The organism is Arthrobacter bussei (genome assembly GCF_009377195.2).
Classification (GTDB): Bacteria; Actinomycetota; Actinomycetes; order Actinomycetales; family Micrococcaceae; genus Arthrobacter_D; species Arthrobacter_D bussei.
Map to the genome: position 1 here is coordinate 1,653,844 of NZ_VJXX01000001.1, position 23,169 is coordinate 1,677,012.

General features: G+C 67.6%; 19 protein-coding genes and 3 tRNA genes. 11 read left to right on the forward strand and 11 right to left on the reverse strand.

What is annotated here, in order from left to right; all coding sequences use genetic code 11:
* Positions 1–68: 68 nt before the first annotated feature.
* The 4 genes from FNH21_RS07865 (at position 69) to FNH21_RS07875 (ending at position 1,435) form a co-directional block, all read left to right on the forward strand.
* Positions 69–142, forward strand: a tRNA-Ile gene (locus FNH21_RS07865).
* A 47-nt stretch (positions 143–189) separates the two neighbouring features.
* Entirely contained in the window at positions 190–297 is a 108-nt protein-coding gene (locus tag FNH21_RS17055; RefSeq protein ID WP_241743132.1) for a DLW-39 family protein, read from the forward strand.
* Between the two features lie 42 nt (positions 298–339).
* Positions 340–412: transfer RNA gene (locus tag FNH21_RS07870), tRNA-Ala, on the forward strand.
* Positions 413–517: 105 nt separating this feature from the next.
* Positions 518–1,435: an EamA family transporter gene (locus FNH21_RS07875; protein WP_191931707.1), complete on the forward strand. Its 918-nt coding sequence runs from the start codon at positions 518–520 to the stop codon at positions 1,433–1,435.
* Positions 1,436–1,529: 94 nt separating this feature from the next.
* Here the strand turns inward: FNH21_RS07875 and FNH21_RS07880 are convergent, their stop codons facing one another.
* Complete coding sequence (locus tag FNH21_RS07880; protein ID WP_152813592.1) at positions 1,530–2,414, reverse strand: hypothetical protein; 885 nt, start codon at positions 2,412–2,414, stop codon at positions 1,530–1,532.
* Between the two features lie 164 nt (positions 2,415–2,578).
* On the opposite strand from FNH21_RS07880, the gene FNH21_RS07885 reads away from it, so the two are divergent.
* Both FNH21_RS07885 and FNH21_RS07890 read left to right on the forward strand, forming a co-directional pair.
* On the forward strand, positions 2,579–3,121 hold the full coding sequence (locus FNH21_RS07885) for a peptidylprolyl isomerase (RefSeq protein WP_152813594.1): 543 nt from the start codon (positions 2,579–2,581) through the stop codon (positions 3,119–3,121).
* Between the two features lie 241 nt (positions 3,122–3,362).
* Entirely contained in the window at positions 3,363–3,998 is a 636-nt protein-coding gene (locus tag FNH21_RS07890; RefSeq protein ID WP_338403187.1) for a rhomboid family intramembrane serine protease, read from the forward strand.
* Positions 3,999–4,080: 82 nt separating this feature from the next.
* On the opposite strand, the gene FNH21_RS07895 is transcribed toward FNH21_RS07890, so the two are convergent.
* Entirely contained in the window at positions 4,081–6,261 is a 2,181-nt protein-coding gene (locus tag FNH21_RS07895; protein ID WP_152813598.1) for an acyltransferase family protein, read from the reverse strand.
* Positions 6,262–6,441: 180 nt separating this feature from the next.
* Positions 6,442–6,690 (reverse strand): cell division protein CrgA, encoded by a 249-nt coding sequence (locus FNH21_RS07900; RefSeq protein WP_055766139.1) that lies wholly within the window; start codon positions 6,688–6,690, stop codon positions 6,442–6,444.
* Positions 6,691–6,870: 180 nt separating this feature from the next.
* Between FNH21_RS07900 and FNH21_RS07905 the strand changes: the two genes are divergently transcribed.
* The 3 genes from FNH21_RS07905 to FNH21_RS07915 are packed head-to-tail and all read left to right on the forward strand — an operon-like array spanning position 6,871 to position 8,501.
* Positions 6,871–7,686: a class E sortase gene (locus FNH21_RS07905; protein WP_422108753.1), complete on the forward strand. Its 816-nt coding sequence runs from the start codon at positions 6,871–6,873 to the stop codon at positions 7,684–7,686.
* A gap of 5 nt (positions 7,687–7,691) precedes the next feature.
* Positions 7,692–7,853 (forward strand): hypothetical protein, encoded by a 162-nt coding sequence (locus FNH21_RS07910; RefSeq protein WP_191931708.1) that lies wholly within the window; start codon positions 7,692–7,694, stop codon positions 7,851–7,853.
* A 3-nt stretch (positions 7,854–7,856) separates the two neighbouring features.
* A complete protein-coding gene (locus FNH21_RS07915) occupies positions 7,857–8,501 on the forward strand; it encodes an aminodeoxychorismate/anthranilate synthase component II (protein WP_152813602.1) in 645 nt (214 codons plus the stop codon).
* A 13-nt stretch (positions 8,502–8,514) separates the two neighbouring features.
* Here FNH21_RS07915 and pknB read toward each other — a convergent pair whose 3' ends face one another.
* Genes pknB through FNH21_RS07950 form a run of 7 tightly spaced genes read right to left on the reverse strand, consistent with a single transcriptional unit; the run spans position 8,515 to position 18,097 of the window.
* Entirely contained in the window at positions 8,515–10,470 is a 1,956-nt protein-coding gene (gene pknB, locus FNH21_RS07920) for a Stk1 family PASTA domain-containing Ser/Thr kinase (RefSeq protein WP_152813604.1), read from the reverse strand.
* Positions 10,471–10,507: 37 nt separating this feature from the next.
* On the reverse strand, positions 10,508–12,307 hold the full coding sequence (locus FNH21_RS07925) for a protein kinase domain-containing protein (RefSeq protein ID WP_152813606.1): 1,800 nt from the start codon (positions 12,305–12,307) through the stop codon (positions 10,508–10,510).
* On the reverse strand, positions 12,304–13,746 hold the full coding sequence (locus FNH21_RS07930; protein ID WP_152813608.1) for a peptidoglycan D,D-transpeptidase FtsI family protein: 1,443 nt from the start codon (positions 13,744–13,746) through the stop codon (positions 12,304–12,306). The genes FNH21_RS07925 and FNH21_RS07930 overlap by 4 nt, the downstream gene beginning before the upstream one ends.
* Positions 13,743–15,161: an FtsW/RodA/SpoVE family cell cycle protein gene (locus FNH21_RS07935; RefSeq protein ID WP_152813610.1), complete on the reverse strand. Its 1,419-nt coding sequence runs from the start codon at positions 15,159–15,161 to the stop codon at positions 13,743–13,745. Before FNH21_RS07935 ends, FNH21_RS07930 begins: the two co-directional genes overlap by 4 nt.
* Positions 15,154–16,827, reverse strand: a complete 1,674-nt coding sequence (locus FNH21_RS07940; protein WP_152814227.1) for a PP2C family protein-serine/threonine phosphatase — start codon at positions 16,825–16,827, stop codon at positions 15,154–15,156. Before FNH21_RS07940 ends, FNH21_RS07935 begins: the two co-directional genes overlap by 8 nt.
* A gap of 44 nt (positions 16,828–16,871) precedes the next feature.
* Complete coding sequence (locus FNH21_RS07945; RefSeq protein ID WP_152813611.1) at positions 16,872–17,360, reverse strand: FHA domain-containing protein FhaB/FipA; 489 nt, start codon at positions 17,358–17,360, stop codon at positions 16,872–16,874.
* Positions 17,357–18,097 carry an FhaA domain-containing protein gene (locus tag FNH21_RS07950; RefSeq protein WP_152813612.1) on the reverse strand — a complete coding sequence of 247 codons (741 nt, stop codon included), beginning with the start codon at positions 18,095–18,097 and terminating at the stop codon, positions 17,357–17,359. The genes FNH21_RS07945 and FNH21_RS07950 overlap by 4 nt, the downstream gene beginning before the upstream one ends.
* 318 nt (positions 18,098–18,415) lie before the next feature.
* On the opposite strand from FNH21_RS07950, the gene FNH21_RS07955 reads away from it, so the two are divergent.
* Together FNH21_RS07955 and FNH21_RS07960 are read left to right on the forward strand one after the other, a co-directional pair.
* Positions 18,416–18,498: transfer RNA gene (locus FNH21_RS07955), tRNA-Leu, on the forward strand.
* A 150-nt stretch (positions 18,499–18,648) separates the two neighbouring features.
* The gene (locus FNH21_RS07960; RefSeq protein ID WP_152813613.1) at positions 18,649–19,686 is read left to right on the forward strand and encodes a M14 family zinc carboxypeptidase; all 1,038 of its coding nucleotides are present in this window, start codon (positions 18,649–18,651) and stop codon (positions 19,684–19,686) included.
* Positions 19,687–19,722: 36 nt separating this feature from the next.
* Here FNH21_RS07960 and FNH21_RS07965 read toward each other — a convergent pair whose 3' ends face one another.
* Positions 19,723–23,142, reverse strand: a complete 3,420-nt coding sequence (locus FNH21_RS07965) for an error-prone DNA polymerase (RefSeq protein ID WP_152813614.1) — start codon at positions 23,140–23,142, stop codon at positions 19,723–19,725.
* Between the last annotated feature and the right edge of the window lie 27 nt (positions 23,143–23,169).

Below are 23,169 nucleotides of genomic sequence, written 5' to 3' on the forward strand. Positions count from 1 at the left end.
CTCCGGGTGCGATTTGAAGAATGCCGAGACACTGCTGTAAAGTCGTATCTCGGCCCGAAGAGGTATCGGGGCGTATAGCTCAGGCGGTTAGAGCGCTTCGCTGATAACGAAGAGGTCCCAGGTTCAAGTCCTGGTACGCCCACGGATCCACCACTCGCAGGGAACTGCAAGGAGATTGTCGTGAAGAAGATGCTGATCGCAGCAGCAGCTGCAGCCGGTCTTCTCGTGTACAAGCGATGGCAGGATTCGGAGAAGAGCAAAACCGTCTGGAGCGATGCGACGGACGACGTGATCTAGATCCGCCGGAGGGTGTGACCGTCGAGGTCGGCACTCCGATTCGGGGGCATGGCGCAATTGGTAGCGCACCTGCTTTGCAAGCAGGGGGTTCGGGGTTCGAGTCCCCGTGCCTCCACCGAGAGGAAGTCCCGGTCGACGACCGGGACTTCCTGCGTTAAGGGGTCCTGCCGTCCTGGACCATGCGGTCGTCGGACGACACCCGGTGCCATAGTGTTGCCGGGTGATCATCTTCCTCTCGATCCTGGGCGTGATCGGTGTGTCTGCATCGGGCCCGATCATGGCCGCCACGGCGGCGCCCGTCCTCGCCATCGCCTTCTGGCGGAATCTGATCGGCGCTGTCCTCATGGGCGGCCCTGCCGCCGTCTCCAAGCGCGCGGAGTTCGCCGCCCTCCGAGGCCCCGACGTGCGCCGGCTCTCGATCGCTGCCGTCGCCCTCGCTCTCCACTTCGTCTGCTTCATCTCGGCGCTCAAGCTCACTTCGGTAGCGGCCGCAACCGCCCTCGTGTGCCTGCAGGTCGCCTGGATAGCCCTGTTCAACGCCCTGCTGGGCTCCCGGCCGCACGGTGCCGTCGTCGCCGGGCTGGGCGTCGCGTTCGTCGGCGTCGTGATCATCACCGGCTTCGATCTCTCGCTGTCGCGGGACGCCCTGCTGGGTGACCTCCTGGCGCTCGCAGGAGGGGCGCTGGCAGCCGTCTACCAGATGGCCGGCGCGGCAGCCCGGAGGACCATGTCCACGGGAACGTACACCACCCTCTGCTACGGGGCCTGCGCCGTGATCCTCCTGATCCTGTGCGCAGCCACGGGACAGCCGGTGACGGGTTTCAGCCCAGCCGCCTGGGTGGGGATCCTGGGGGTGACACTCATGGCGCAGATCATGGGTCATTCGGTGTTCAACCATCTGCTGGCCGTGATGAGCCCCCTGGTCGTCTCAATGATCATCCTGCTCGAGATCCCCGGTGCCGCCGTCCTCGCCGCTGTATTCCTCGGCGAGAAACTACCCGGAGGGACCTACGGCGGGCTCGTGCTGATCCTCCTGGGGCTGGCGGTGGTCATCAGGGGACAGCAACGACGCCGGCGGCGTCGTCCCGCATCCGGTTCATCCTTGGCGGCGCAACCTCCCGTTCTCGGTGGCGACTAGGCGTCGTTCTGTCTATGCCTAGGGAAGAATATGAGACAGGACCACGAAAAAGCCCCCGGTCGATTCCGGGGGCTTCTCCGTGGTGTGCCCTGAATCAGGCTTTGGGCTCGTCGTCCGTCGACTTCGCCGCATGCTTGGCCGACTCGGTGACGTCCTTCGCCTTGTCGGCGACCTTCTCGGCTGCTGCTGCCGTCCCGGTCGTCGCCGAATCGTCCGAGCCAGCGGCTCGGTCAGCCGCTTCCTTGATGGTCGCGACGACGTCCTTGGCCTCCTGCGACTTCTGGCTGGAGACGGGAGCCGGGGACGCCTTGATCGGAGCGGGCGTCTTCCATGGATCCTCGACCGGCTTCGATGCGCGCCATGCAGCTACTCCGGCCACGACGGCGGCTGCCAGGATGCCGAAGATGAGCCAGCCCTTCCCGGACTTGCGGGACTGGTTCTTCCTGAGCTCCTTCGATGCCTGGAGAGTGGCGGCTGCGAGTCGCTTCTGGGCGTTCTTCACGGCCTTCTTGTCACCGGTCACCCTGGTGACGGCCTTCTCCACGACGGGAGGCACGGAAGCGGCAGCGAGCGACCGGGAGGCACTGTCCGCGGCCTCACCGAGCCGGTTGGACAGGGCCGGCAGGTAGCCTTCGACGACCTTCTCCTTCGCGGACGTGAGTGCAGGGGCCGCTTTGTCCAGCGTCCCCTGGATCTTCGGCGTGGTGCCGTCGATGACCTGCGTGATGCGTGGTCCGACCTTGTCGAGTCCGTCCTGGATCTTCGGGGTCACCACGGCGATGCCGCCCGAGATCCCCTCCGCGGCCTTGCGGTACGTGTCCTGAAGAGCGGGACCAGCGGTCTCCACGCCCTTGTCCCAGCGGGGCTTCGCCCAGTCGTAGGCGTGGGTCACGTGGGGAGTGGCCCAGTCACGGGCGGCCGCTACGCCCGCAGCGACGTTCTCCTCGAGCTCGTGCGTGACGCGTTCGTTCTTCTTCACAAAAACCTCCAGGGGGTGGTTACTCGTTTTCCTCAGCCTACGTTGCATGGCGCAGCGCATGCCATCCGCGGGCTCAGCAAGGGCGGGTTTGACCACGCGTTTCACTGTGCGCGGAATGCGTCTCCCCCAGCTTATTGTCAGTACCCGCGTGGAAGAATGGCGCCATGACTGCTATTCCGACCGCAAAAGCGACCATCCACACCAACCAGGGCGACATCGAGGTGAACCTCTTCGGCAACCATGCTCCCAAGACGGTGAAGAACTTCGTCGGTCTCGCCACGGGCGAGATCGCCTGGACCCACCCGCAGACGGGTGAGGAGTCGAACGCCCCCCTGTACAGCGGCACCATCTTCCACCGCATCATCAAGGACTTCATGATCCAGGGCGGGGATCCCCTCGGCCAGGGGATCGGTGGACCGGGCTACAAGTTCGACGACGAGATCAACCCCGATCTCTCCTTCACCGAGCCGTACAAGCTGGCCATGGCCAATGCCGGCCTGCAGGGTGGCCGTGGCACCAACGGGTCCCAGTTCTTCATCACCTCGGTTCCCACGACCTGGCTTCAGGGCAAGCACACCATCTTCGGTGACGTCACGGACGAGGAATCCCGCAAGGTCGTCGACACGCTGAACTCGATCCCGACCGACATGAGGGACAAGCCCCTCGACGACGTGGTCATCGAGAGCATCACCGTGGAACAGCTCTAACCGGATGTCCTATGGAGTCCCCGCGCCCGACGCCGGCAGCCAGCAGGCGCCGGTCTGTCCCCGCCATCCTGATCGCATCAGCTACGTGCGGTGCCAGCGGTGCGGACGACCGGCGTGCGCCGATTGCCAGAGGCCTGCACCCGTAGGCTTCCAGTGCGTCGATTGCATCCGGGAACAGGCGGCCAACACGCCTGTCCGCCGGAATGCGTTCGGTGGCATCGCGCGCGGGGGCTCACCCATCGTGACCTACATCCTGATCGGTGTCTGTCTGGTGGTCTTCCTCCTCCAGCTCGTCGTTCCGGGCGTCACCCGGGCCTTCTCCTACGCGCCCATCTATACGGCGGGGGCCGGCGGGATCATTCCCGCGGAACCCTGGCGCATGGTGACGGCCGCGTTCCTCCATTCGCCGTCCTCCTTCCTGCACATCGCCTTCAACATGTACGCGCTGTACATCCTCGGCAAGGTGCTCGAGCCATCGATGGGGCGGGCCAGGTTCCTTGCGCTCTACCTCGTCTCCGCCGTCGGCGGTTCCGTCGGGGTCCTGCTGCTCAGCAATGTCCAGCAATCGGTGGTCGGCGCGTCCGGGGCGGTCTTCGGTCTCTTCGGGGCCCTGTTCATCGTCCAGCGCAAGCGTGGAGGCGACGTACGCCAGATCGTCGTCCTGATCGCACTCAACGGCGTCCTCGGGTTCGTGGTGCCGGGCATCGCCTGGCAGGCCCACCTGGGTGGTCTCCTCACGGGCGCCGCCTGTGCCGCTGTCATCGCCTATGCCCCGAAGGGTGTTCGGCAGGCGGGACTGCAATGGGCGGGCCTGGCCGGTGTCGTGGTACTCCTCGGCATCCTGACCTTCGTCGGGGTCACGCTCCTCCCCGTATGAGGTCAGCAGGACGAGGAAGGGCCGATGCTGGAGCATCGGCCCTTCCTCGTTGTCCACAGGGCTTATCCACAGCGGGGATAACTTACACACATGTGATTCCACAGCTGTGGATAAGCGGGGCCCGGAATCCCGGGCTCTTTCGTGAATCATCAACAATTTTGTGCACATCTGTGGATAACGTCATGCACACCGTGTGTACAGCCGGGAACTGCGGGTCAGTATCCGAAGATCGACCGGCGAATCGGTTCGGCCAGGGTCTGCGCGAAGGAATCGGTGATGTGGTTGTCGCGGTACACGAGGACGTTCCCGACCACGTAGGGACATGTTCCTTCACGGCAGAATGCACCCGAGAGGTCCACCACGGAGACTCCCTCGAGACCTTCTGCTGCTTCGAGCATCGGATCGTCGGCCTGTTCCCCCTGCGGACGGTCCACGCAGTCGTCCATGACGTCCTCGCTCCTCTCCACGCACTCGGGGGCGCCTGTCGGGACGGCAGGGGTGAGTCACTGATGACACGAACGTCGATGCCGGCCTCGACGAGCCGCTTCCATGCCGAGCGATAGCCCTCCACGGCCTCGTCGCGGGAACGCCACGTCCAGCTCAGCTCACGCTCGTATCCCGCCGGTCGGAAGTTGCTGGTCACCACCATGTCCGGAGGGTCGGCGAGCAGGGTCTGCAGGGTCAGCTCATTCCGCTCGATGCAGTCGCCGAAGACTGCCGCGCCGCTCCCGAGGGGCGCAGCACTGAAGGGACACCCGTTCCGCACCTGTGCGTCGAGGATGAAGCCCTCCTGCCGGAACACCGCATCCAGGGGAGACAGATACTGCGCTGCATGGGAGTCCCCGACCAGCACGGCTCGATCCGCACCTTCTGCATCGCCGTAACGACAGGCGTCGGCTTCCATCTCGCTCGGTTCCCACAGCAGGCACCCGTTGCCCGCGAGCTCATTCTGATCTCCGCTCGCCAGGGCAGGATCCGGCTGGACGGGCGCAGCCGCGACATCCGACCTCTCCCAGGCCGCAGCCCCCGGGTACACGGCCGGGTCCAGGGAGGCGCCGAGATCCTGCGCACTCTTGAGGGTGATCAGGCTCCACGGGAGAGCAGCGGCGGTGAGGGAGAGGACAAGGAGGCCGGAGCCGAGGACGTAGGAGTACCGCTTCAGTTCACGGCCCGGCTGTCGGTCCCCGCCTGTACGGCGTCCTGCCGTACGGGCGCGATTGAGCGGGAGTTCGATGAACCGAGTACTGGTCCATGCCAGCAGCACGGCGGACACGAGGATGATGGCGCCGTCGAGCACCGAGGGCTGCCGCTCGACGACGAACAGGTAGAGCACGATCAGCGGCCAGTGCCACAGGTACAGCGAATAGGAGATGTCGCCGATGAAGACGGCTGGGCGGATCGACAGGACCCGGACGAGTCCGGAGGCACTTCCGTGTGCGGATCCGGCGGACAGGACGAGAAGGGTGCCAAGCACCGGCACTGCAGCGATCCAGCCCGGGAAGGCGAGCTCGGTGGAGAAGGTTGCCGCACCGGCGGCGATGAGCAGCGCGCCCAGGACGAAAGAGACATCGGCCGCACCACGACGGAGGGCCGGTGCGGTGACGGCCAGGATCCCTCCTGCCAGCAACTCCCACAGGCGGGTGGTGGTTGCGAAGTAGGCGATGTCAGGATCGGACCCGGAAAATGACACGGAGTGGATGAGGGATGCGGCGCCGAGAAGCGTCAGCGCTGTGACGATGAGGCGCGATCGACGCGCCGGGCTCCGATCCCCGATCGACCTCACCACCAGCAGGATGAGAAGAGGCACGACCAGGTAGAACTGTTCCTCGACCGCGAGCGACCAGAAGTGCTGGAGGGTGGAGACCGGTCCGCCGGCCTGCTCGTAGCTGGTGGAGGCGAGGGCGAGGTTCCAGTTCTGCGCCTGCAGCGCGGAGGCAACGACGTCCCTGGCGAGCTGGGTCCAACGGCTCGCCGGGAGGATCAGGAGCGAAGCGACGGTCGTCACGGTGAGGACGACGGTCGCCGCCGGCATGAGCCGCCGGATCCGCCGGCGGTAGAACGCAGCGAGATCGACGCTCCCCGTCCGCGCCGCCTCCCTGGCGAGGGAGCCCACGATGAGATACCCGGAGATGACGAAGAAGACGTCCACGCCCACGAATCCCCCGGGCAATGCTTCTGGTACCAGGTGGTAGACGACGACCAGCAGCACCGCGACCGCACGGAGTCCCTGGATGTCGGTACGCCGCGGCACTGCCGTACTCATCGGCCTGTGCTCCGTCCGGCATCGGGTCGAGCCGCCACTGCCACCGGGAAAGCGCACAAACAGTTGATTCTGCCGGCGTCAAGCAAATAATTCACTGTGACATTGTGACCCACGCCCTGGCCGTTCCGGGGCAACGGGCGAGGTTACGGGATGGATGTCCCCCGGGCGCGCACTACCCGGTCAGCGCCACCGGGTGGTCATCAGGAACCCGATGATCGCGATGCCGAACCCGACCAGGATGTTCAACGAACCCCAGGCCTCCACGGGCAGGGTGGACTCGGAGATGTAGAACGTGATGATCCAGAGCAGGCCGACGATCATCAGGCCGAACATGACGTACTTGTACCAGGCCGGATTCGGCTTGGGTTGCGAGGACTTCGCGGCGGGTGCCGTGGTGCTGGCTCTCTTGCGGGGCTTCGACTCGGGCACGGCTTCTCCTCGACGGGGTGCAGCCGCGGATCAGCCGCACCGATGGTCTCGCTGGCCGCTCGAAGGTGCCCGGGCCCGCAGGATATCCTGAGGGAGAAGCGACACCCGGCGGCCCGGTTCTCCGACGATTCTAGCCAAGAACCGCGGCCGATCAGTGCATCCCGAGCGGCAGGAGCGGCAGTGGCCAGGTCTACGCTCGATGCCGCTCCCGCGACCGGTGCCGATCGCGGAGCCGTGCGCCGCCGTCGTTCGCCCCTGCAGCTGATCGTCCAGATCGTCGGCGAGCTGCTCATCACGGCCGGGCTGGTGCTGCTGCTGTTCGTCGCCTGGGAGCTGTGGTGGACGAACATCGACGCGGACATCAAGCAGGATCAGGCGCTCGAGGAGTTCTTCTCGGACGTCCCCGTTCCTCCGGCAACGGCCGGACCTGCCCCCTCGGCCGGATCCGTACCGCCGGTCGGTGAGGACTTCGGGGAGCCCGCCGTGCTCGAGCAGGCTGCCCTCACGGGGACTTTCGGTGTGGCCTACATCCCCCGCTTCGGGGAGGACTATTCCCGCCCCATCACCGCCGGAGTCGGGACGGAAGTGCTCGACAACCTGGGACTGGGCCACTATCCGGGAACCGCCGCTCCAGGCCAGGTGGGCAACATCGCCCTTGCCGGGCATCGTCAGACGCACGGTCAGGTCCTCGACCAGATCCACACCCTCGTTCCCGGGGACCGCATCTACCTGCAGACCAGGGATGGGTACTACACCTACGTGTTCCGCAACACCGAGATCGTCCTTCCGGACCAGGTCGACGTGATCGCCCCCGTACCCACTGATCCGGCCGCCGAGCCGGTGGACCGGATCCTCACACTGACCAGCTGCAATCCGCGCTTCGGGGCGCAGGAGCGTATCATTGCCTACTCGGTGATGGAGTCCTGGCGTCCGCCGGAGGCCGGTCCTCCGCCCGAGATCGCGGAGCAGGTCGCCCGCACCGCAGGACGTGGATAGGGCTCATGTACGGACTGATATTCCGGGCACTTCCCGGCCCGCTGTGGGTGCGCATCCTGCTGTCGGTGATGCTCGTGGTGGCGGCTGTGGCCGCCCTCATGGTCTTCGTCTTCCCCTGGTTCTCGCAGTTCAACCCGCTCACGGATTCAACGATTGGTTCCCCGTAACTCATGGCTGACATCACCCGCATCCTCGTCGTCGACAACTACGACAGCTTCGTCTACACGCTGGTCGGCTACCTGCAGGAACTGGGTGCCGAGACCACGGTGGTCAGGAACGACGACGTCACCCTGGCGGAAGCCGAGGACATGGCGGCCTCACGTGACGGAGTGCTCATCTCGCCGGGCCCCGGTACGCCGTCCGAGGCGGGCGTCTGCGTGGACCTCATCCGCTGGTGCGGCGAGCAGGCGAAGCCGATGCTCGGCGTCTGCCTGGGCCATCAGGCCCTCGCAGAGGCGTACGGAGGCCGGGTCACCCACGCGCCCGAGCTCATGCACGGGAAGACGTCGCTGGTCGAGCACGACGGCACGAGCGTGTTCCGCGGCCTGCCGTCGCCGGTCACCGCTACCAGGTACCACTCCCTCGCCGCGGTCAGCGACGACGTCCCGGCGGACCTCGCCGTCACGGCCCGGACCGCGAGCGGCATCATCATGGGCCTCGAGCACCGGACAGCGCCCCTGACGGGCGTGCAGTTCCACCCTGAGTCCGTCCTCACCGAGGGGGGCTACCAGATGCTGGGAACGTGGCTGGAGTCCCTCGGTCTCGAGGGCGCCGCCACCCGGGCCGCAGGGCTCAGTCCGCTCATCGCCCGTTAGTGGCGCGAGCGGTCTAGGTGCCGTCCTCCGTGGGGCGGGTCTCGGATCCGCCGTCGTCCGGCCCCTCCGTGGGTTGTCCACTGGGCTGATCCGACGGAGTCGGGCCCGGTTCCGTCGGTTCCGTCGTCGGGGCGGGGGGCGCCTTGGCAACGGTCAGGACGATCTCCGTTCTCTGGTCGACCTGCGACCGCGCCTCGGCGGACTGGTCCGTGACGATGCCCGGCGCCACCACGCTGTTCTCGGCCTCGCGGACGGTGAACGCCAGCTGGACAGCCGGATCCGCCAGGAGGGCCTCTGCCTGTTGCACGGTCAGGTCGGTCAGGAGCGGCACCACCACCTTGCCGTTCGAGAGCACCAGATCCACGGCGCTGCCGGCCGGTACCATCTGTCCGGCTTGCGGACTCGTGGTGAGGACACGGCCCTGCGCGACCTCCGCGCTCGTCTCCTCCGTCACGGCGCCACCGCGCAGGCCGAGCTCCTCGAGCTGGTCACGGGCGGAGGCTTCGGTCAGTCCAGCGAGCGAGTCGGGTACCGCGATGTTCGCGGGACCCTGCGAGACCGTGATGTTCACGCGCGAGTCCGGGTCCACGGAGGCGCCTCCGGACGGGTCGGACGAGATGACGTTGCCGTCCTCCACCGTGGCGTTGTACTGCTCGTCCGAGGAGGGCACCAGCCCGGCGTCCACGATGGCGTCCGTCGCATCCGCCTCCGTCATCCCGACGAGTTCGGGCACGACGACGGTGGCGGCAGCCGGTTCTGGGCGTTCACCCGAGATCGTGGTGAGCAGGGCGTAGCCGCCGGCGAGCACCAGCAGCACGGCGACGAAGAACACGGTGAACCACGCGGCCCGGGAGGACCGCCGTCGGCGGTCCGTGTGGCGGTCGCGGTCGTTCCCACGGTCCAGGACGTCGAAGTGATCGTTCTCGGAGTCCTCCGCAGCCGTCGTGCGGTCGGGAAGGCCGCGCTCGGCGGGGACGCGTTCCATGGCCCGGGTCCGCGGATCGGAGACCACCGCCGCTGCACCCGCGAGCGACGCTGCGCCGGGACCGGTGGCGGACGCAGTTCGTCCGGTGACGTCCAGGGCTTCGGTGCGCAGGGCACCGGTCGCCGCGAGGACGATTCCCCGGCCGGCATCCAGCAACGCCCTGCGGAAGGCGGCGGCGTCCTGGAACCTGTCCTCCCGGTCCTTCTGCAGTGCCCTGGCCAGGACGGAGTCGAGGGCAGGCGTGACAGCGGGGTTGAAGCTGCTCGCCGCCGGTGCCTCCTCACGGACGTGCTGATACGCCACGGAGACCGGACTGTCGCCGACGAACGGCGGCCGGCCCGTGAGCATCTCGAAGAGCAGGCACCCGGCGGAGTACAGGTCACTCCGCGTGTCGACGGTCTCCCCGCGAGCCTGTTCGGGTGAGAGGTACTGGGCGGTCCCGAGGACCGCCTGGGTCTGCGTCATGGTGGCCTGGGAATCAGCCATCGCACGGGCGATGCCGAAGTCCATGACCTTGACGTCGCCGTCGGGTGTGATCATGACGTTGGCAGGCTTGATGTCGCGGTGCACGATGCCGGCCTTGTGGCTGTACTGCAGGGCGCCGAGCACACCGGCGAGATACGTGATGCTGTCCTCCGGCGTCAGGTCGCCGGCCTTCACATGGTCACGGAGGGTCCGGCCCTTCACGTACTCCATGACGATGAACGGCACCCGGACCTCGTGCTGCGGCCGGTCCGGGATCTCCTCCTCGCCGGTGTCGTACACGGCGACGATGCTCGGGTTGTTCAACCCGGCGACCGCCTGCGCCTCCCGCCGGAACCGCGACTGGAACAGCGGATCCCGTGCGAGGTCCTGGCGCAGCACCTTGATCGCGACGGACCGGCCGAGCCGCAGGTCGCGGCCGAGGTGCACGTCGGCCATGCCGCCGCGGCCGATCAGCTCGAGCACCTCGTAGCGCCCGTTCAGGATCCGGTGATCGGTCATGAGCCGCCGTCCTCCCGGTGACGGTTCGAGGAGCAGGTCATGATCCCGAGGCCGCCGTCGCTGTAGGGGCGGGCGTCGAGGTGGCCGGCGAGGGTGTCGTCGGCGCGGGTTCCGGCGCGGCCGGGGGACCGGCCGAGACCACGTAGTCGACCTGCGTACCCGGATCGAGGGCGGCTCCCGCGCCTGGATTCAGACGCAGCACGGTGCCCGCCGGCTGCTGCGATTCCTCGCTGCCGACGTTGACGGGCCTCAGCCCGAGTTCGACGAGGATGCTCTCGACCTCCGCGGAAGGACGACCCTGCAGGCCGCCGGGAACAGTCACCTGTTCGACCGGTTCAGGACCTCGGGAGACGGTCAGGGTGATGTCCGTCCCGGGTCGCTGGAGTCCACTGGGATTGATGGCGATGACGGTACCGGGGTCCTGGTCGGCGAACTCCTCCACGACATTGACGCCGAATCCGAGGGCGATGAGGCGCTGTGTGGCCTCCTGCTGGGAGCGTCCGAGGAACTCGCTCGGCGAGATGGTCACCGCTTCGTCGGCCTCGGTCGTGCTGGGAGAAGGGGAAGGGGACGTGCTGCTCGGCGTCGACGAGGGGGACCTGCTCGGCGTCCGTGCCGGCGTGGCGCTCGCCGACGAACTGGTGGTCTCGGCCGGGGTGTTCCCGGCGTCGTCCCCGGCCAGGATGGGCTGCAGGACGAGGAACGCGATCGCCGCCAGGGCGAGCAGCAGCAGGACGATGAGCGGGATCAGCCAGGGGCTCCGCCGGTTCTCCTCCTCGCGGTAGGGCGGGACGGGGTCGAGGACGTCCGGGTCCTCCTCCGACCAGTCCTTCGACGCCGCGAGTCCGGCGGCACCACCGGCTGCGGCGGGCGCGGCGACGGTGGGCAGGGCGGAGGTGGTGGGCGCCGGGACCGCCGTCGTCGCCTGGGTGTCCTGCCGCGGAACAGCGGCGGTCGGTGTGTCCGCCCCGGCCGCGAAGGCGAGCATGCCGGGTACGGCCGCCTCGGCGGCCCGGACGTCACCGGCACGGATGGCGTCCACGGCGCGCGCCAGCGATTCGGCGTCGCGCGGCCGGTCGGCGGGATCCTTGGCGAGCATCGAACCGATCAGGGCACGGACGGGCCGCGGGATCGATTCGGGCAGGGGCGGCGGGGGGTCGTTGACCTGCGCGAGGGCGATCGCGATCTGCGACTCACCGGAGAACGGCCGGCGCCCGGCCAGCAGCTCGTAGCCGATGACGCCGAGCGCGTAGATGTCGGAGGATCCCGTGGCCGGCTGCCCCGTGGCCTGCTCGGGTGCGAGGTACTGCGCCGTGCCCATGACCTGGCCGGTCGCGGTCAGGGGGACCTGGTCCGCCAGGCGGGCGATGCCGAAGTCGGTGATCTTCACCCGTCCGTCGGGCATGACGAGGATGTTCCCGGGCTTCACATCACGGTGCACGAGACCCTGGCGGTGGGCGACGGCGAGGGCCAGGGCGGTCTGCCCCACGATGGAGAGCGTCCGGTCCGGCGAGAGCACCTGCTCCTTCTCGATGACCGCGGACAGCGGCTGACCGGGGACGAGCTCCATGACGAGGTAGGCCGAACCCCCCTCCTCGCCGTAGTCGAAGACGTTGGCGATCCCCTCGTGGTTCAGCAGCGCCGTGTGGCGTGCTTCGGCGCGGAAGCGGTTGAGGAAGGCGGGATCCCCGGAGTACTCCTCCTTGAGGATCTTGATGGCGACGACCCGGCCGAGGATCTGGTCGCGCGCCTTCCAGACCTCGCCCATGCCGCCGATGGCGATGCGATCGGTCAGCTCGAACCTGCCGCCCAGGGTGATTCCTGTTGTGGGCCTCATCTGTTCAACACCGCCTCTATGAGTCTCTTGGCACTGGGTGAGGTCAATTGCTGACCAGTGGGGATGTCCACGTTCTCCATCACGATCGATATGGCCACCTGCGGGTCGTCCGCGGGAGCGAAGCCTGTGAACCATGCGTTGTCCCCGACGTCGGAGAACTCGGCCGTTCCTGTCTTGCCGGCGACGGCGACACCGGGCACCTGGGCGCCGGTCGCGGTGCCGTTGTCCACGACGTTGACCATCCAGTCCGTGAGCTGGTCCGCCGTCTCCTGGCTGACCGACTGCTGCATGAGCTCCGGTTGCGGGGACTCGATGAGTTCGAGGTCCGCCGCGCGGATGGACTTCACGAGCTGCGGCTTCATGAGTTGGCCGTCGTTCGCGATGGCCGCCGCGACCATGGCCATCTGCAGGGGCGTCACACGCGTGTCGAACTGCCCGACGGAGGACTGCGCGAGCTCGGGTTCCGAGAGGTCCGACGGGAAGCTGCTCGCCACCACGTCGGTCGGGATCGTGAACGTCTCTCCGAAGCCGAACCGGGCGGCCTGTTCCTGGATGGCCTCTTCGCCGAGATCCAGGGCGATCTGCGCGAACGCCGTGTTGCAGGACTGCTCGAGCGCGAACTCCAGGTCCGCCGTCGGCCTGCTCGCACAACCCCCCGCGACGAAGTTCGGCAGGGCGTACTCGATACCCGGGAACTCGAGGGCGGGCGGATTCGGGATCTGGGACTCGGCGTCGTAGCGGCCCGACTCCAGGGCTGCCGCGGCGTCGATCAGCTTGAACACCGAACCGGGAGACACGAGGGACTCCGTTGCAGGATTGGTGTAGAACGACAACCCCGGCTGTTCGGACAGTGCCGCGGCGTTCTCGGCGATGACGCCCGTGTCGTGACCGGCGAGCAGGTTCGGGTCGTACGTCGGCTTGGACACCATCGCGAGGATGTTGCCCGTCGAGGGTTCGAGGACCACGATCGAGCCGCGCTGGCCCTCCGGGATGAGATCAAAGGCGAGCCGCTGGATCTCGGGGTCGATGGTCAGCTCCACGTTCGCGCCCTGGGCATCCACACCGGAGAACAGCCGCACCACGCGGTCGTAGAAGAGCGAACTGTCCGTCCCGGAGAGGATCTCGGTCTCCGCCAGTTCGAGCTGGGACGACCCGAGGGAGAGCGAGTAGTAGCCCGTGAGGTGTGCGTACAGCTCCGGTTCGTTGTACACACGCCGGTAGTTGAACTGGTCGCTGGACGGGACGGACTCCGCGATCGCCCGACCATCCACCAGGAGGGCGCCGCGCTGGCGGCCGAACTCCTGGTAGAGCTGGCGGCTGTTCCACGGATTCCCCGTCAGTTCCTCGGCCTGGAAGAACTGGACGAAGGTGAGGGAGCCGAGCACGAGGGCGAACATGCCGATCGCCACGACCCACGCACTGCGGATGGCCTGGTTCATCGGGTGGTCTCCTTCGCCGACTTCTTGGGCTTGCCGCTGACACCGAGCGCCTCAGGGAATGAATCCTTCATCGGAGCGCTGGGCGCGGGCCGGCGTGCTGTCTCGGAGATGAGCAGGATCAGCGCCACGATCAGCCAGTTGGCCAGCAACGAGGACCCACCCGCGGACATGAAGGGCGTCGTGAGCCCGGTGAGGGGGATCAGCCGCGTGATACCGCCGATCACGACGAAGCACTGCAGGGCGATCGTGAAGGACAGGCCGCAGGCGAGCAGTTTGCCGAATCCGTCCTTGGTCCCTAGGGCGGCCCGGATACCACGCGAGACGAGCAGCACGTAGAGCATGACGATCGCGACCACGCCGATCAGCCCGAGCTCCTCGCCGAGAGCCGCGATGATCATGTCGCTGTTGGCATATGTCACCAGGTCAGGACGCCCTGCCCCCAGCCCGGTGCCGATCAGACCGCCGTTCGCGAGGCCGAACAGGCCCTGCACCACCTGGGCGCTGCCGCCGGGAGCCCGGTCGTAGACCTCGGGTGCGAAGGCGTTGATCCACGAGTCGAAGCGGAGGGCCACATGGCTGAAGAGTTCGAGGGCGACGAAGACTCCGACGCCGATCATCGCCAGGCCGATGAGTACCCAGCTGACACGGCTCGTGGCGACGTAGATCATCACCATGAAGAGTCCGAAGAAGAGGATCGAGGAGCCGAGGTCGCGCTGGAAGATCAGCACGCCGATGCTCACGAGCCAGGCGGCCGCCATGGGGGCCAGATCGCGGAACCGGGGTAGCTGGAGGGGCCCGATCTTCTTGCCGGCCAGCAGGATCAGATCGCGATTGGTCGAGAGGTACCCGGCGAAGAAGATGGCGAGGGTGATCTTCGCGATCTCACCCGGCTGGAACGTCCCGAATCCGACGGAGATCCAGATCCGCGCGCCGTTGATCTCGAGGCCGAGCGGGGTCAGCGGCAGCAGCAGCAGGATGGCGCTGACGATCAGCGAGATGTAGGTGAACCTGCGCAGGATCCGGTGGTCGCGCAGGACGATCAGCAGGATCGCTGCCGAGCCCATCGCCACGGCGGTCCAGAGCACCTGCTGCGGTGCGACCTGGACGAAATCGGGGTTCACCTGCGCGGCCGACAGATCGAGGCGATGGATCATCGCCAGGCCCACCCCGTTGAGGGCGACGACGATGGGAAGGATCACTGGATCGGCATACTTCGCCTTGACCCGCAGGATCACGTGGATGAACAGACTCATGATGCCCAGGGTGATGGCCTGCGACCAGAAATAGTCCCCGAACGGCTCCTCGCGCCCGATACCCGCGAGGTAGTTCGCGCCGACGGCGACCGCGAGGGCCAGGAGTAGCAGGAAGAGCTCGATGGTCCGCCGGGACCTCGGGACGGTCAGGACATCACTCATTGGCTGCACCTCCGCAGTCGACGGGGGACGGAGCCGCGCCTGCGGAGGCGCCGGGGGAAGGGGTGGTGGCAGCGCTCGTGGACGCGCTCGCGGACGGGCTCGCGCTGCCGCTCGTGGTTGCTGTGGAGGAGGGACCCGGCGATGCACCCCGGGAGCCTGGCCCGGACGACGGCGAGGCGGGCGCCGTGGGCTGCGGACCTGCAGCATCGGAGGGCGTTACAGCTGACGAAGCCGACGGGGCGGGAGCGGGCGCCGATCCCGACGGGGCGGGAGCGGGCGCCGATCCTGAGGGGGAGGGGGCCTGGGGCGAGGGCGATGCCGTGCCTGTGCCGGCGGGATCGCAGGACACGGCGCGCAGTTCTCCGCGGAGATCGCCGATGATCCGCTGGGCCTCCTCGAGGCCCGCGGCGGGAAGGGTGTTGGCGACCTGGGACCGCTGGTACTCGGGGAGGTTCGAGACCGGGATGTCCGTCGTCTCGTAGAGCGTGCTGAGGCTGATGGGACCGATCCGTTGGGGGACGCCGGTGAAGATGGCCACGCGGTTGTCCGCCTCGGCGACGTAGTACCGCGTCTGCGTCCAGGTGTAGCCGAGGCCGAGTACGGCGACGAGGATCAGGGTCATCAGGGACAGGAATGCCGGGACGAGCCAGCGCCGCTTCCGCACCGGCTGCTCGTCCTCGTCCTCGTCCACGGCGGCACCTCCGGCACCGTGGGTCAGCATCATCGCGGCCCGGCGCTCGGTGGACCGCTGCGTCACGATCGGAATCTGGCCGGTCTCGGTCGCCAGGGCCGCTGACCCGACGAGGACGTGCGGCCTCGTGAGGAGGTCCTGGCGGATGACGTCGGCCCGGATGGCCGTTCCCGGCAGGTCTCCCTGCGCGTCGATCGCGCGCGAGGCAGCATCGCCTGCAGCGGAGGAGCCGTCCCGCTCGCCCGCTGCCTGGCGTGCGGGCGGGATGGATGTGGGCGGCGCGACGTCGCCGTCCGCCTCCGCCACCTCGACGACGGCGATGGTGATGTTGTCCGGGGAACCACCCGCGAGGGTCAGTTCGACCAGCGTGTCGACGCAGTCGCGCAGGTCGGTGGTCTCCCGCATCACCTGCTCGACGACGCGATCCGGGAGGACGGCGTTCAGTCCGTCCGAGCAGAGCAGCCACCGCTCGCCGGGCTCGGCGTCGAACGCGTGGAGGTCCAGCTCCGGGCTCGCATCGACGTCACCGAGGACCCGCATCAGCACGTTCTTGTGCGGATGGACATCCGCTTCCTCGGGTTTGAGGCGGCCCTCGTCGATCAGCCGCTGGACGAAGGTATGGTCCGTGGTGATCTGCTCGAAGACGCCGTTCTTCAGGCGGTAGGCGCGGGAGTCACCGATGTGCGCCAGGTTCAGCGTGCGGTCCTCGAGGAGGACGGCCGTCACCGTGGTGCCCATACCGGCCAGTTGGGGATTGGTCGCCACGAGTTCGGAGAGCAGCGAGTTCGCGGTCTGGATCTCGTCGGCGAGGTGCGTCGCGGCGTCACCGTCGTGGCTGCCGTGGTCGAGGTGGACGAGATCCAGGACAGTGGACGCGGACGCGACGTTGCCGCCTGCATGCCCGCCCATGCCGTCGGCGACGACGGCGAGGTAGCGGCCTACGTAGGCCGAATCGTCGTTCTTCGCCCGCACCATGCCCACGTCGGAGCGGGCGGCGAACCTCAGGGCAAGCCGCACTCCTACGGCCTCAATTCGATGACCGTCTTGCCGATCCGGATGGGGACGCCCGGTTCGACGGGCAGCGCACGCGTGAGCTGGGCGCCGGCAAGATACGTCCCGTTGGTGGATCCGAGGTCTTCGATGAACCAGCGGCTGCCCTGCGGGAACAGTCGCGCGTGGCGGCCGGATGCGTAGTCGTCCTCGAGGACGAGCGTCGCCTCCTGCGCCCGACCGAGCAGGATGGGGCTCGCCGCCAGATCCAGGGTGGTTCCCGTGAGTGGCCCCTCGGTGACGACCAGTCGATGGGCGGCGGCCCGCGCGGGTGGAGGTTCCTCGACGAGCTCCGGGTTCTTGCGGATCTCCCGGGCGGTGGGCGTCCCGACCTTGTTGCGTCGGCCCACCACGAGATCCCGCCGCAGGGCGCCGACCGTGCTGAGGACCAGGATCCAGAGGAGGATGAGGAACCCGAAGCGCAGGAGCGTGACGGTGAGCTCGCCGGCTTCGCTCATCGCTGCCCGCCCTCGCTCTGTGCCTGGACGAGCCGGAAGGTCAGACGCGACCGTCCCATGGTGATCATGGAGCCATCCGTCAGTTCGGCCTGGCCATTGACGCGCTGCCCGTTGACGTAGCTCCCGTTCGTGGACCCGAGGTCGACGGCGTAGGTGCGGCCTCCCTGGCTGCGGATCTCGAGATGGCGCCGGGACACACCGGTGTCATCGACGAGGATGTCCGCCTCGGACGAACGTCCGAGCACGATCGACGGGGAATTGAGCGAGTAGCGCCGGCCGTCGACGTCGAGGACGGCCTGGTATCGGGTGGGCTGGCGCCGCGGGGCGGCCGGCGCGGGCGGAGCGGACGGCCGCCGCGCCGCCGCCTCCTTCTCGATGGAGGAATCGATCTCGAAGACGCCCGCCTTCAGATCCGGGTCGTGTTCGAACGAGACGCGGACCGGACCCTGCAGCGTGTACTGCTGACTGTTGACGTGCGCGATCACGACGTCGCACAGTTCCTCGGCAAGGGCCGAGCCCCACTGCTGTGCACGTTCGAAGTCGGAGTCGGAGAGGCGCGCGGAGAAGACGTTGGGAGCCAGCGTGCGGCCCTGCGCGAGAACGAGGGAGCGGGTGTCCAGTTCCTTGCGGAGCGCACTCGCGATCTCGAGTGGCTGGACCTGGGACTTGGAACCCGTGGTGAAGGCACCGCGGACCAGCTTTTCGAGCCCGCGTTCCACGTTGTCCAGAATGCCCATCGTCCGCCTCCTCCCCCGTGCCGCCCTGTGGCCCCGGCCCTGCCAGCGGTCTGCTGGGGGCTTCACCCGGTCCTTCTGACGGCAGCGTCCAGCCGGGCATGTTCCCTCCGATACTACTGGGAGCCTCCGGGAATGGGCTCCAGGGAGGCCGTGCCCGGATCACTTTGTCCTAACGATCGCCCGGCGCGCGCTCGGGCCCGGTGTCGCCGTCGAGCTCCGTGCTGCGTCCGGTTTAGGTGATTGCGGTAGCGCTCGGCTATGCTTGTCTCTGCTGTTCACAACACCTGCGCCTGGCGCACGGAGTTGGAATCTCGAATTGCGCGAGTGGCGGAACGGCAGACGCGCTGGCTTCAGGTGCCAGTATCCGAAAGGGTGTGGGGGTTCAAATCCCCCCTCGCGCACAGTGCAGTGACATATCAGGAAGGGCCTCCGCTCAGCGGGGGCCCTTCCTGCGTTCGGCCGGACGGCCAACGTCGGCATCAAGTTGATTGACACAAGCAACGGTCAGTTGTTCACTGAGTGCATCGCATCCACTCAGGAGGAGCTCGATCATGAAGACATCCAGAACAGTCGCCGCCCTGTCGCTCGCAGTGTTGCTTGCGTCCGGAGCGGCTGCCGCACCGGCCGTCGCCGTCGGTGAAGGCCCGAACTACGGTGGCAACGAGACGATCAACACGTCGATCCTGCACACGTACGACAAGATGGTCGCAGAACTGAAGAAACAGGATGCACGCCAGCCGGCCATGGAGCTGGAGGTGATCGGGCAGTCGGTCAAGGGACGCGATCTCTATCTCGCGAAGTACATCTCCGACCCGGACAATCCCACCATCCTCTACCTGACCCAGCAGCACGGGAACGAGCAGCTGACCACGGAGGGGGCGCTCGAGTACATCAAGCACCTCGGGACGGGCAAGACGAAGGGCGTGCTCGACGGCGTCAACATCCTCGTCGTCCCGATGCTCAACCCGGACGGGGCGATGGGCGACGTCGACTTCCCGCTCGACGGGTACATCGCCGACGGCGGCAGGACCCTGACCCGCGCCAACGCGACCGGGACGGACCTCAACCGCGACCACGTGGCGAAGATCCAGCCGGAGACGCAGGCGCTGCACGAGAACGTGATGAGCGTCTACGGCATCGACTACATGATCGACCTGCACCACCAGGGCACGCAGAGCGAGCGCGACGGCGAGCTGGTCTCGGGGTCGATCCTCTTCCCCACGACGCCGAATGCCGATCCCGCCGTGGTCGAGGGGTCGAAGCGTCTGGGCGCCGTCGTGTTCGACGCCGTGGATTCGACGGGTTGGGGCCACCTCGGCCGCTACGTGGGTGGTTCGGCCGAGACGATCAGTCGCAACGGCATCGCCGTCGAGTACGGCATCTCGACGCTGCTGTTCGAGATGCGCGGCATGTCCGACAACACGAACGAGTCCGCGGTCCTCGGGCAGAAGAGCAACGGCTACCTCATCAAGCAGACGGTGACCACGCTGGATGCCACGGCGCGGGCCATCGCTGACGGCTCGATCGATACGGCGGACACCTCGTTCTGGGACACGCTCGCCGAGCAGACCACGCGCGACACCGAGTAGCGGTCCTGCCCCGCGGCTTCCGCCGACCGGCACCGGTCAGCGGAAGTCGCGGGACTTCGTGGTCGCCTTCAGCTGCAGCACTTCGATGCGGTCCGCCACGATGTTCACGATCCCCTCCGAGGACCGCTCGAGGACGCCGCGAACGATCACGCTGCTCGCCTCACGGGCCACCCTGCGGTGCCGCTGCCAGACACCGACCGAGCAGATGACATTGACCAGGCCGGTCTCGTCCTCGAGGTTCATGAAGGTGATGCCGCTCGCCGTTGCGGGGCGCTGCCGGTGCGTGACGACACCCGCCACCTCGACCCGCCGTCCCGACTCGGAGGTCTTCAGTTCGACGGCGGTCAGGGCACCCCGGCGCTTCAGCCTTTCCCTGGCATGGCGTACGGGGTGGTCGTCAGGAGTGATGCCCGTGGACCAGAGATCTGACCCGACCTTGTCGATGTCCGAGAGCTCGGGCATCAGCGGGGGCTGGATGTAGACCGCCGTCCCCTTGATCTGGCCCTCGCGTTCCGTGGAGGCGGGTCCGGCGTTCCAGAGCGCCTCCCGGCGGGTCAGGCCCATCGAATCGAAGGCGCCCGAAGCAGCAAGGGCCTCGAGCTGGCCCGCATCGGCCCCCGTTCGCCGCGCGAGGTCCGGCATGTCCTCGTAGGGTCCGTTGAGCTCCCGTTCGGCGACGATCTTCTCCGCCAGCTTCAGCCCGAGCGTATCCACGCTCGCGAGCCCCAGGCGGACCGCGTAATTGCCGTCACGGCGGTGCGGGGTCGAGTCGAAGGGCGTGTCACGGTCGAAGTACCCGACAGGAGGCTGCTCGTCCTCCGTGCAGCAGTCCATGCCGGTGGTCCGCTTCCGGAGGTCCTCCGGCGGCTCGTACCCTTCCAGCGGCTCGAGGTCGGCGTGGACGCCCGAGTGCAGGATGTCCGGGCGCAGGACGACGGCACCATGCCTCCGTGCATCCGCCACGAGGGTCTGGGGTGAGTAGAACCCCATGGGCTGCGCACGCAGGAGCGCCGCGAGGAAAGCCCCGGGATAGTGGAGCCGGAGCCAGGCGCTGACATAGACCAGCAGGGCGAAGCTGATCGAGTGGCTCTCCGCGAAGCCGAAGTTCGCGAAGGCGTGGATCTTGTTGTAGATCGCATCCGCGACCGGGCCGGTGATGCCGTTGGACTCCATGCCCTCGTACAGCTTGGCCTTCAGGGAATCGATCCGCTCCTCGCCGCGCTTGGAACCCATCGCGCGGCGCAGGAGATCGGCGTCCGCTCCGGAGCAGCCACCCACCACCATGGCCATCTGCATGAGCTGCTCCTGGAAGAGGGGCACACCGAGCGTCCGTTCGAGCACGGGCTTGAGGTCGGGATGGATGTACCGGACCTCCTCCTCGCCCATCTTCCGCTTGATGTAGGGGTGCACGGCACCGCCCTGGATGGGTCCGGGCCGTACGAGTGCCACCTCGATCACGAGGTCGTAGAACTGGCGTGGCAGCAGGCGCGGGAGCATCCCCATCTGGGCGCGGCTCTCCACCTGGAACACCCCGACGGAATCCGCGAAGCACAGCATGTCGTACACGCCCTGCTCCTCCTTGGGGATGGTGTGCAGCTCCCACGTCTCACCGAAGTGCTGCTCCACGAGGTCGAAGTTGTACTGGATCGCAGCGAGGATCCCGAGGCCCAACAGGTCGAACTTCACGAGTCCCATCCAGGCGCAGTCGTCCTTGTCCCACTGCAGCACGGTCCGGCCCTCCATGCGACCATGCTCGATAGGGCATACTTCCCCCACCGGTCGGTCGGTCAGGACCATGCCCCCCGAGTGGATGCCCATGTGGCGCGGGAACCTGAGGACCTCCTGGGCCAGGCCCACCACCGACTCCGGGATGTCGTGGTCGTCGCTCGAGACGAGCCCGCCCCAACGCTCGATCTGCTTGGACCATGCGTCCTGCTGGCCGGGGCTGTGCCCCAGGGCCTTTGCCATGTCCCGGACGGCGAACTTGGGACGGTAGGTGATGACGTTGGCAACCTGTGCGGCGTTGAACCGTCCGTACTTCCGGTAGACGTACTGGATGACCTCCTCACGGCGGTCCGAATCGAAGTCGACGTCGATGTCCGGTTCCTCGTCCCGCATGCTGGAGAGGAACCGTTCGAACGGGAGCTGGTACTTGATGGAGTCGACAGCCGTGATCTCGAGCAGATAGCAGACCGCCGAATTGGCGGCCGACCCCCGTCCCTGGCAGAGGATCCCGTTGCGACGCGCGTAGTGCACGAGGTCATGGACGATCAGGAAGTACCCGGGGAAGTTCTTGTCCTCGATCACCTCGAGCTCGCGCTCGATCCGTTCCCGGACGTCCGCACGGTTCCCGTAGAGCTTGTCCGCCCCCTGCCAGACGAGCTCACGGAGGTAGCTCATCTGGGTATGGCCCTCCGGCAGGTCGATGTTCGGCAGGCCGGGTTTCACGCTGCGGAGCGTGAAGGAGAGATCGGCGGCGATCTCCACGGTGCGCTCCACGGCGCCGGGATAGGCCCTGAAGCGGCGCGCCATCTCGGCCCCGCTGCGCAGGTGGGCAGCCCCTGCTGCTGGAAGCCAGCCGTCCATCTGGTCCAGGCTCCGCCGTGCGCGGACCGCGGCGAGGGCCGAGGCAAGACGGTGCTGCTTCGGCGTGGCGTAGTGCACGTTGTTGGTGGCCACGGTGGGCAGTGACAGCCGGGCGGCCATCGAGGCCAGCACGTCATTGTGGGCCGTGTCCAGCGGATTGCCCTGATCGGTCAGTTCCACGGCGACGGACTCCTTCCCGAACAGGTCCACGAGTAGCCGGAGCTCCGTTTCTGCTGCGGATTCCCCCGCCGCGACGAGGGCTGAACGCACGGTCCCCTTCCTGCACCCCGTGAGGATCATCCATTGGCCGGCGGCATGGCCCGCAAGGCGCTCCAGGTCGTAGCGGGGCTTGCCCTTCTCCGCATCGGTGTCGAGCTGTGCCTCGGTGATGGCAGTGGACAGGCGGTGGTAGCCGGCGGATCCCCGGGCCAGGACCAGGAGGTGGCGTCCTTCGGGATCAGCCTCCCCGTTCTGCGGCCTGGACAGTTCGAGGGAGAGTTCCGTCCCGTACATGGTGGAGAACCCGGGATATTTCTCGGCGGCTTCGGCGAAGTGGACGGCGCCGTACAGGCCGTCGTGGTCGGTCAGCGCCATGCCCGACAGGCCGAGCCGCTGCGCCTCCTCCGCGAGGTGCTCCGGGCTCGACGCGCCGTCGAGGAAGCTGAAGTTGGAGTGGACGTGCAGTTCCGCGTAGGGCACCACGGGACCGTCGGGAGCAGCGACCTCCGCCGGTGCGGTGTAGGGCTGGCGTTTGCGGGACCAGGCGGGGCTGTCACCGCCGTCGGCCCCGAGGGGTGGTGCTCCCGGACGCGTGTCGGACAGGTTCCGCTCGAAATCCGACCACGGGATGGGTGGGTTGTTCCAGCCCATGGCGTCCCCCTGTCCCGGCTGTGCGTG

Coding starts and splice junctions, on each gene's coding strand:
- FNH21_RS17055 (WP_241743132.1), top strand. CDS start 190: ATGCTGATCGCAGCAGCAGCTGCAGCCGGTCTTCTCGTGTACAAGCGA.
- FNH21_RS07885 (WP_152813594.1), top strand. CDS start 2,579: ATGACTGCTATTCCGACCGCAAAAGCGACCATCCACACCAACCAGGGC.
- FNH21_RS07895 (WP_152813598.1), bottom strand. CDS start 6,261: ATGAGTACGGCAGTGCCGCGGCGTACCGACATCCAGGGACTCCGTGCG.
- FNH21_RS07910 (WP_191931708.1), top strand. CDS start 7,692: ATGTACGGACTGATATTCCGGGCACTTCCCGGCCCGCTGTGGGTGCGC.
- FNH21_RS07915 (WP_152813602.1), top strand. CDS start 7,857: ATGGCTGACATCACCCGCATCCTCGTCGTCGACAACTACGACAGCTTC.
- pknB (WP_152813604.1), bottom strand. CDS start 10,470: ATGACCGATCACCGGATCCTGAACGGGCGCTACGAGGTGCTCGAGCTG.
- FNH21_RS07925 (WP_152813606.1), bottom strand. CDS start 12,307: ATGAGGCCCACAACAGGAATCACCCTGGGCGGCAGGTTCGAGCTGACC.
- FNH21_RS07930 (WP_152813608.1), bottom strand. CDS start 13,746: ATGAACCAGGCCATCCGCAGTGCGTGGGTCGTGGCGATCGGCATGTTC.
- FNH21_RS07935 (WP_152813610.1), bottom strand. CDS start 15,161: ATGAGTGATGTCCTGACCGTCCCGAGGTCCCGGCGGACCATCGAGCTC.
- FNH21_RS07940 (WP_152814227.1), bottom strand. CDS start 16,827: ATGGTGCGGGCGAAGAACGACGATTCGGCCTACGTAGGCCGCTACCTC.
- FNH21_RS07945 (WP_152813611.1), bottom strand. CDS start 17,360: ATGAGCGAAGCCGGCGAGCTCACCGTCACGCTCCTGCGCTTCGGGTTC.
- FNH21_RS07950 (WP_152813612.1), bottom strand. CDS start 18,097: ATGGGCATTCTGGACAACGTGGAACGCGGGCTCGAAAAGCTGGTCCGC.
- FNH21_RS07960 (WP_152813613.1), top strand. CDS start 18,649: ATGAAGACATCCAGAACAGTCGCCGCCCTGTCGCTCGCAGTGTTGCTT.
- FNH21_RS07965 (WP_152813614.1), bottom strand. CDS start 23,142: ATGGGCTGGAACAACCCACCCATCCCGTGGTCGGATTTCGAGCGGAAC.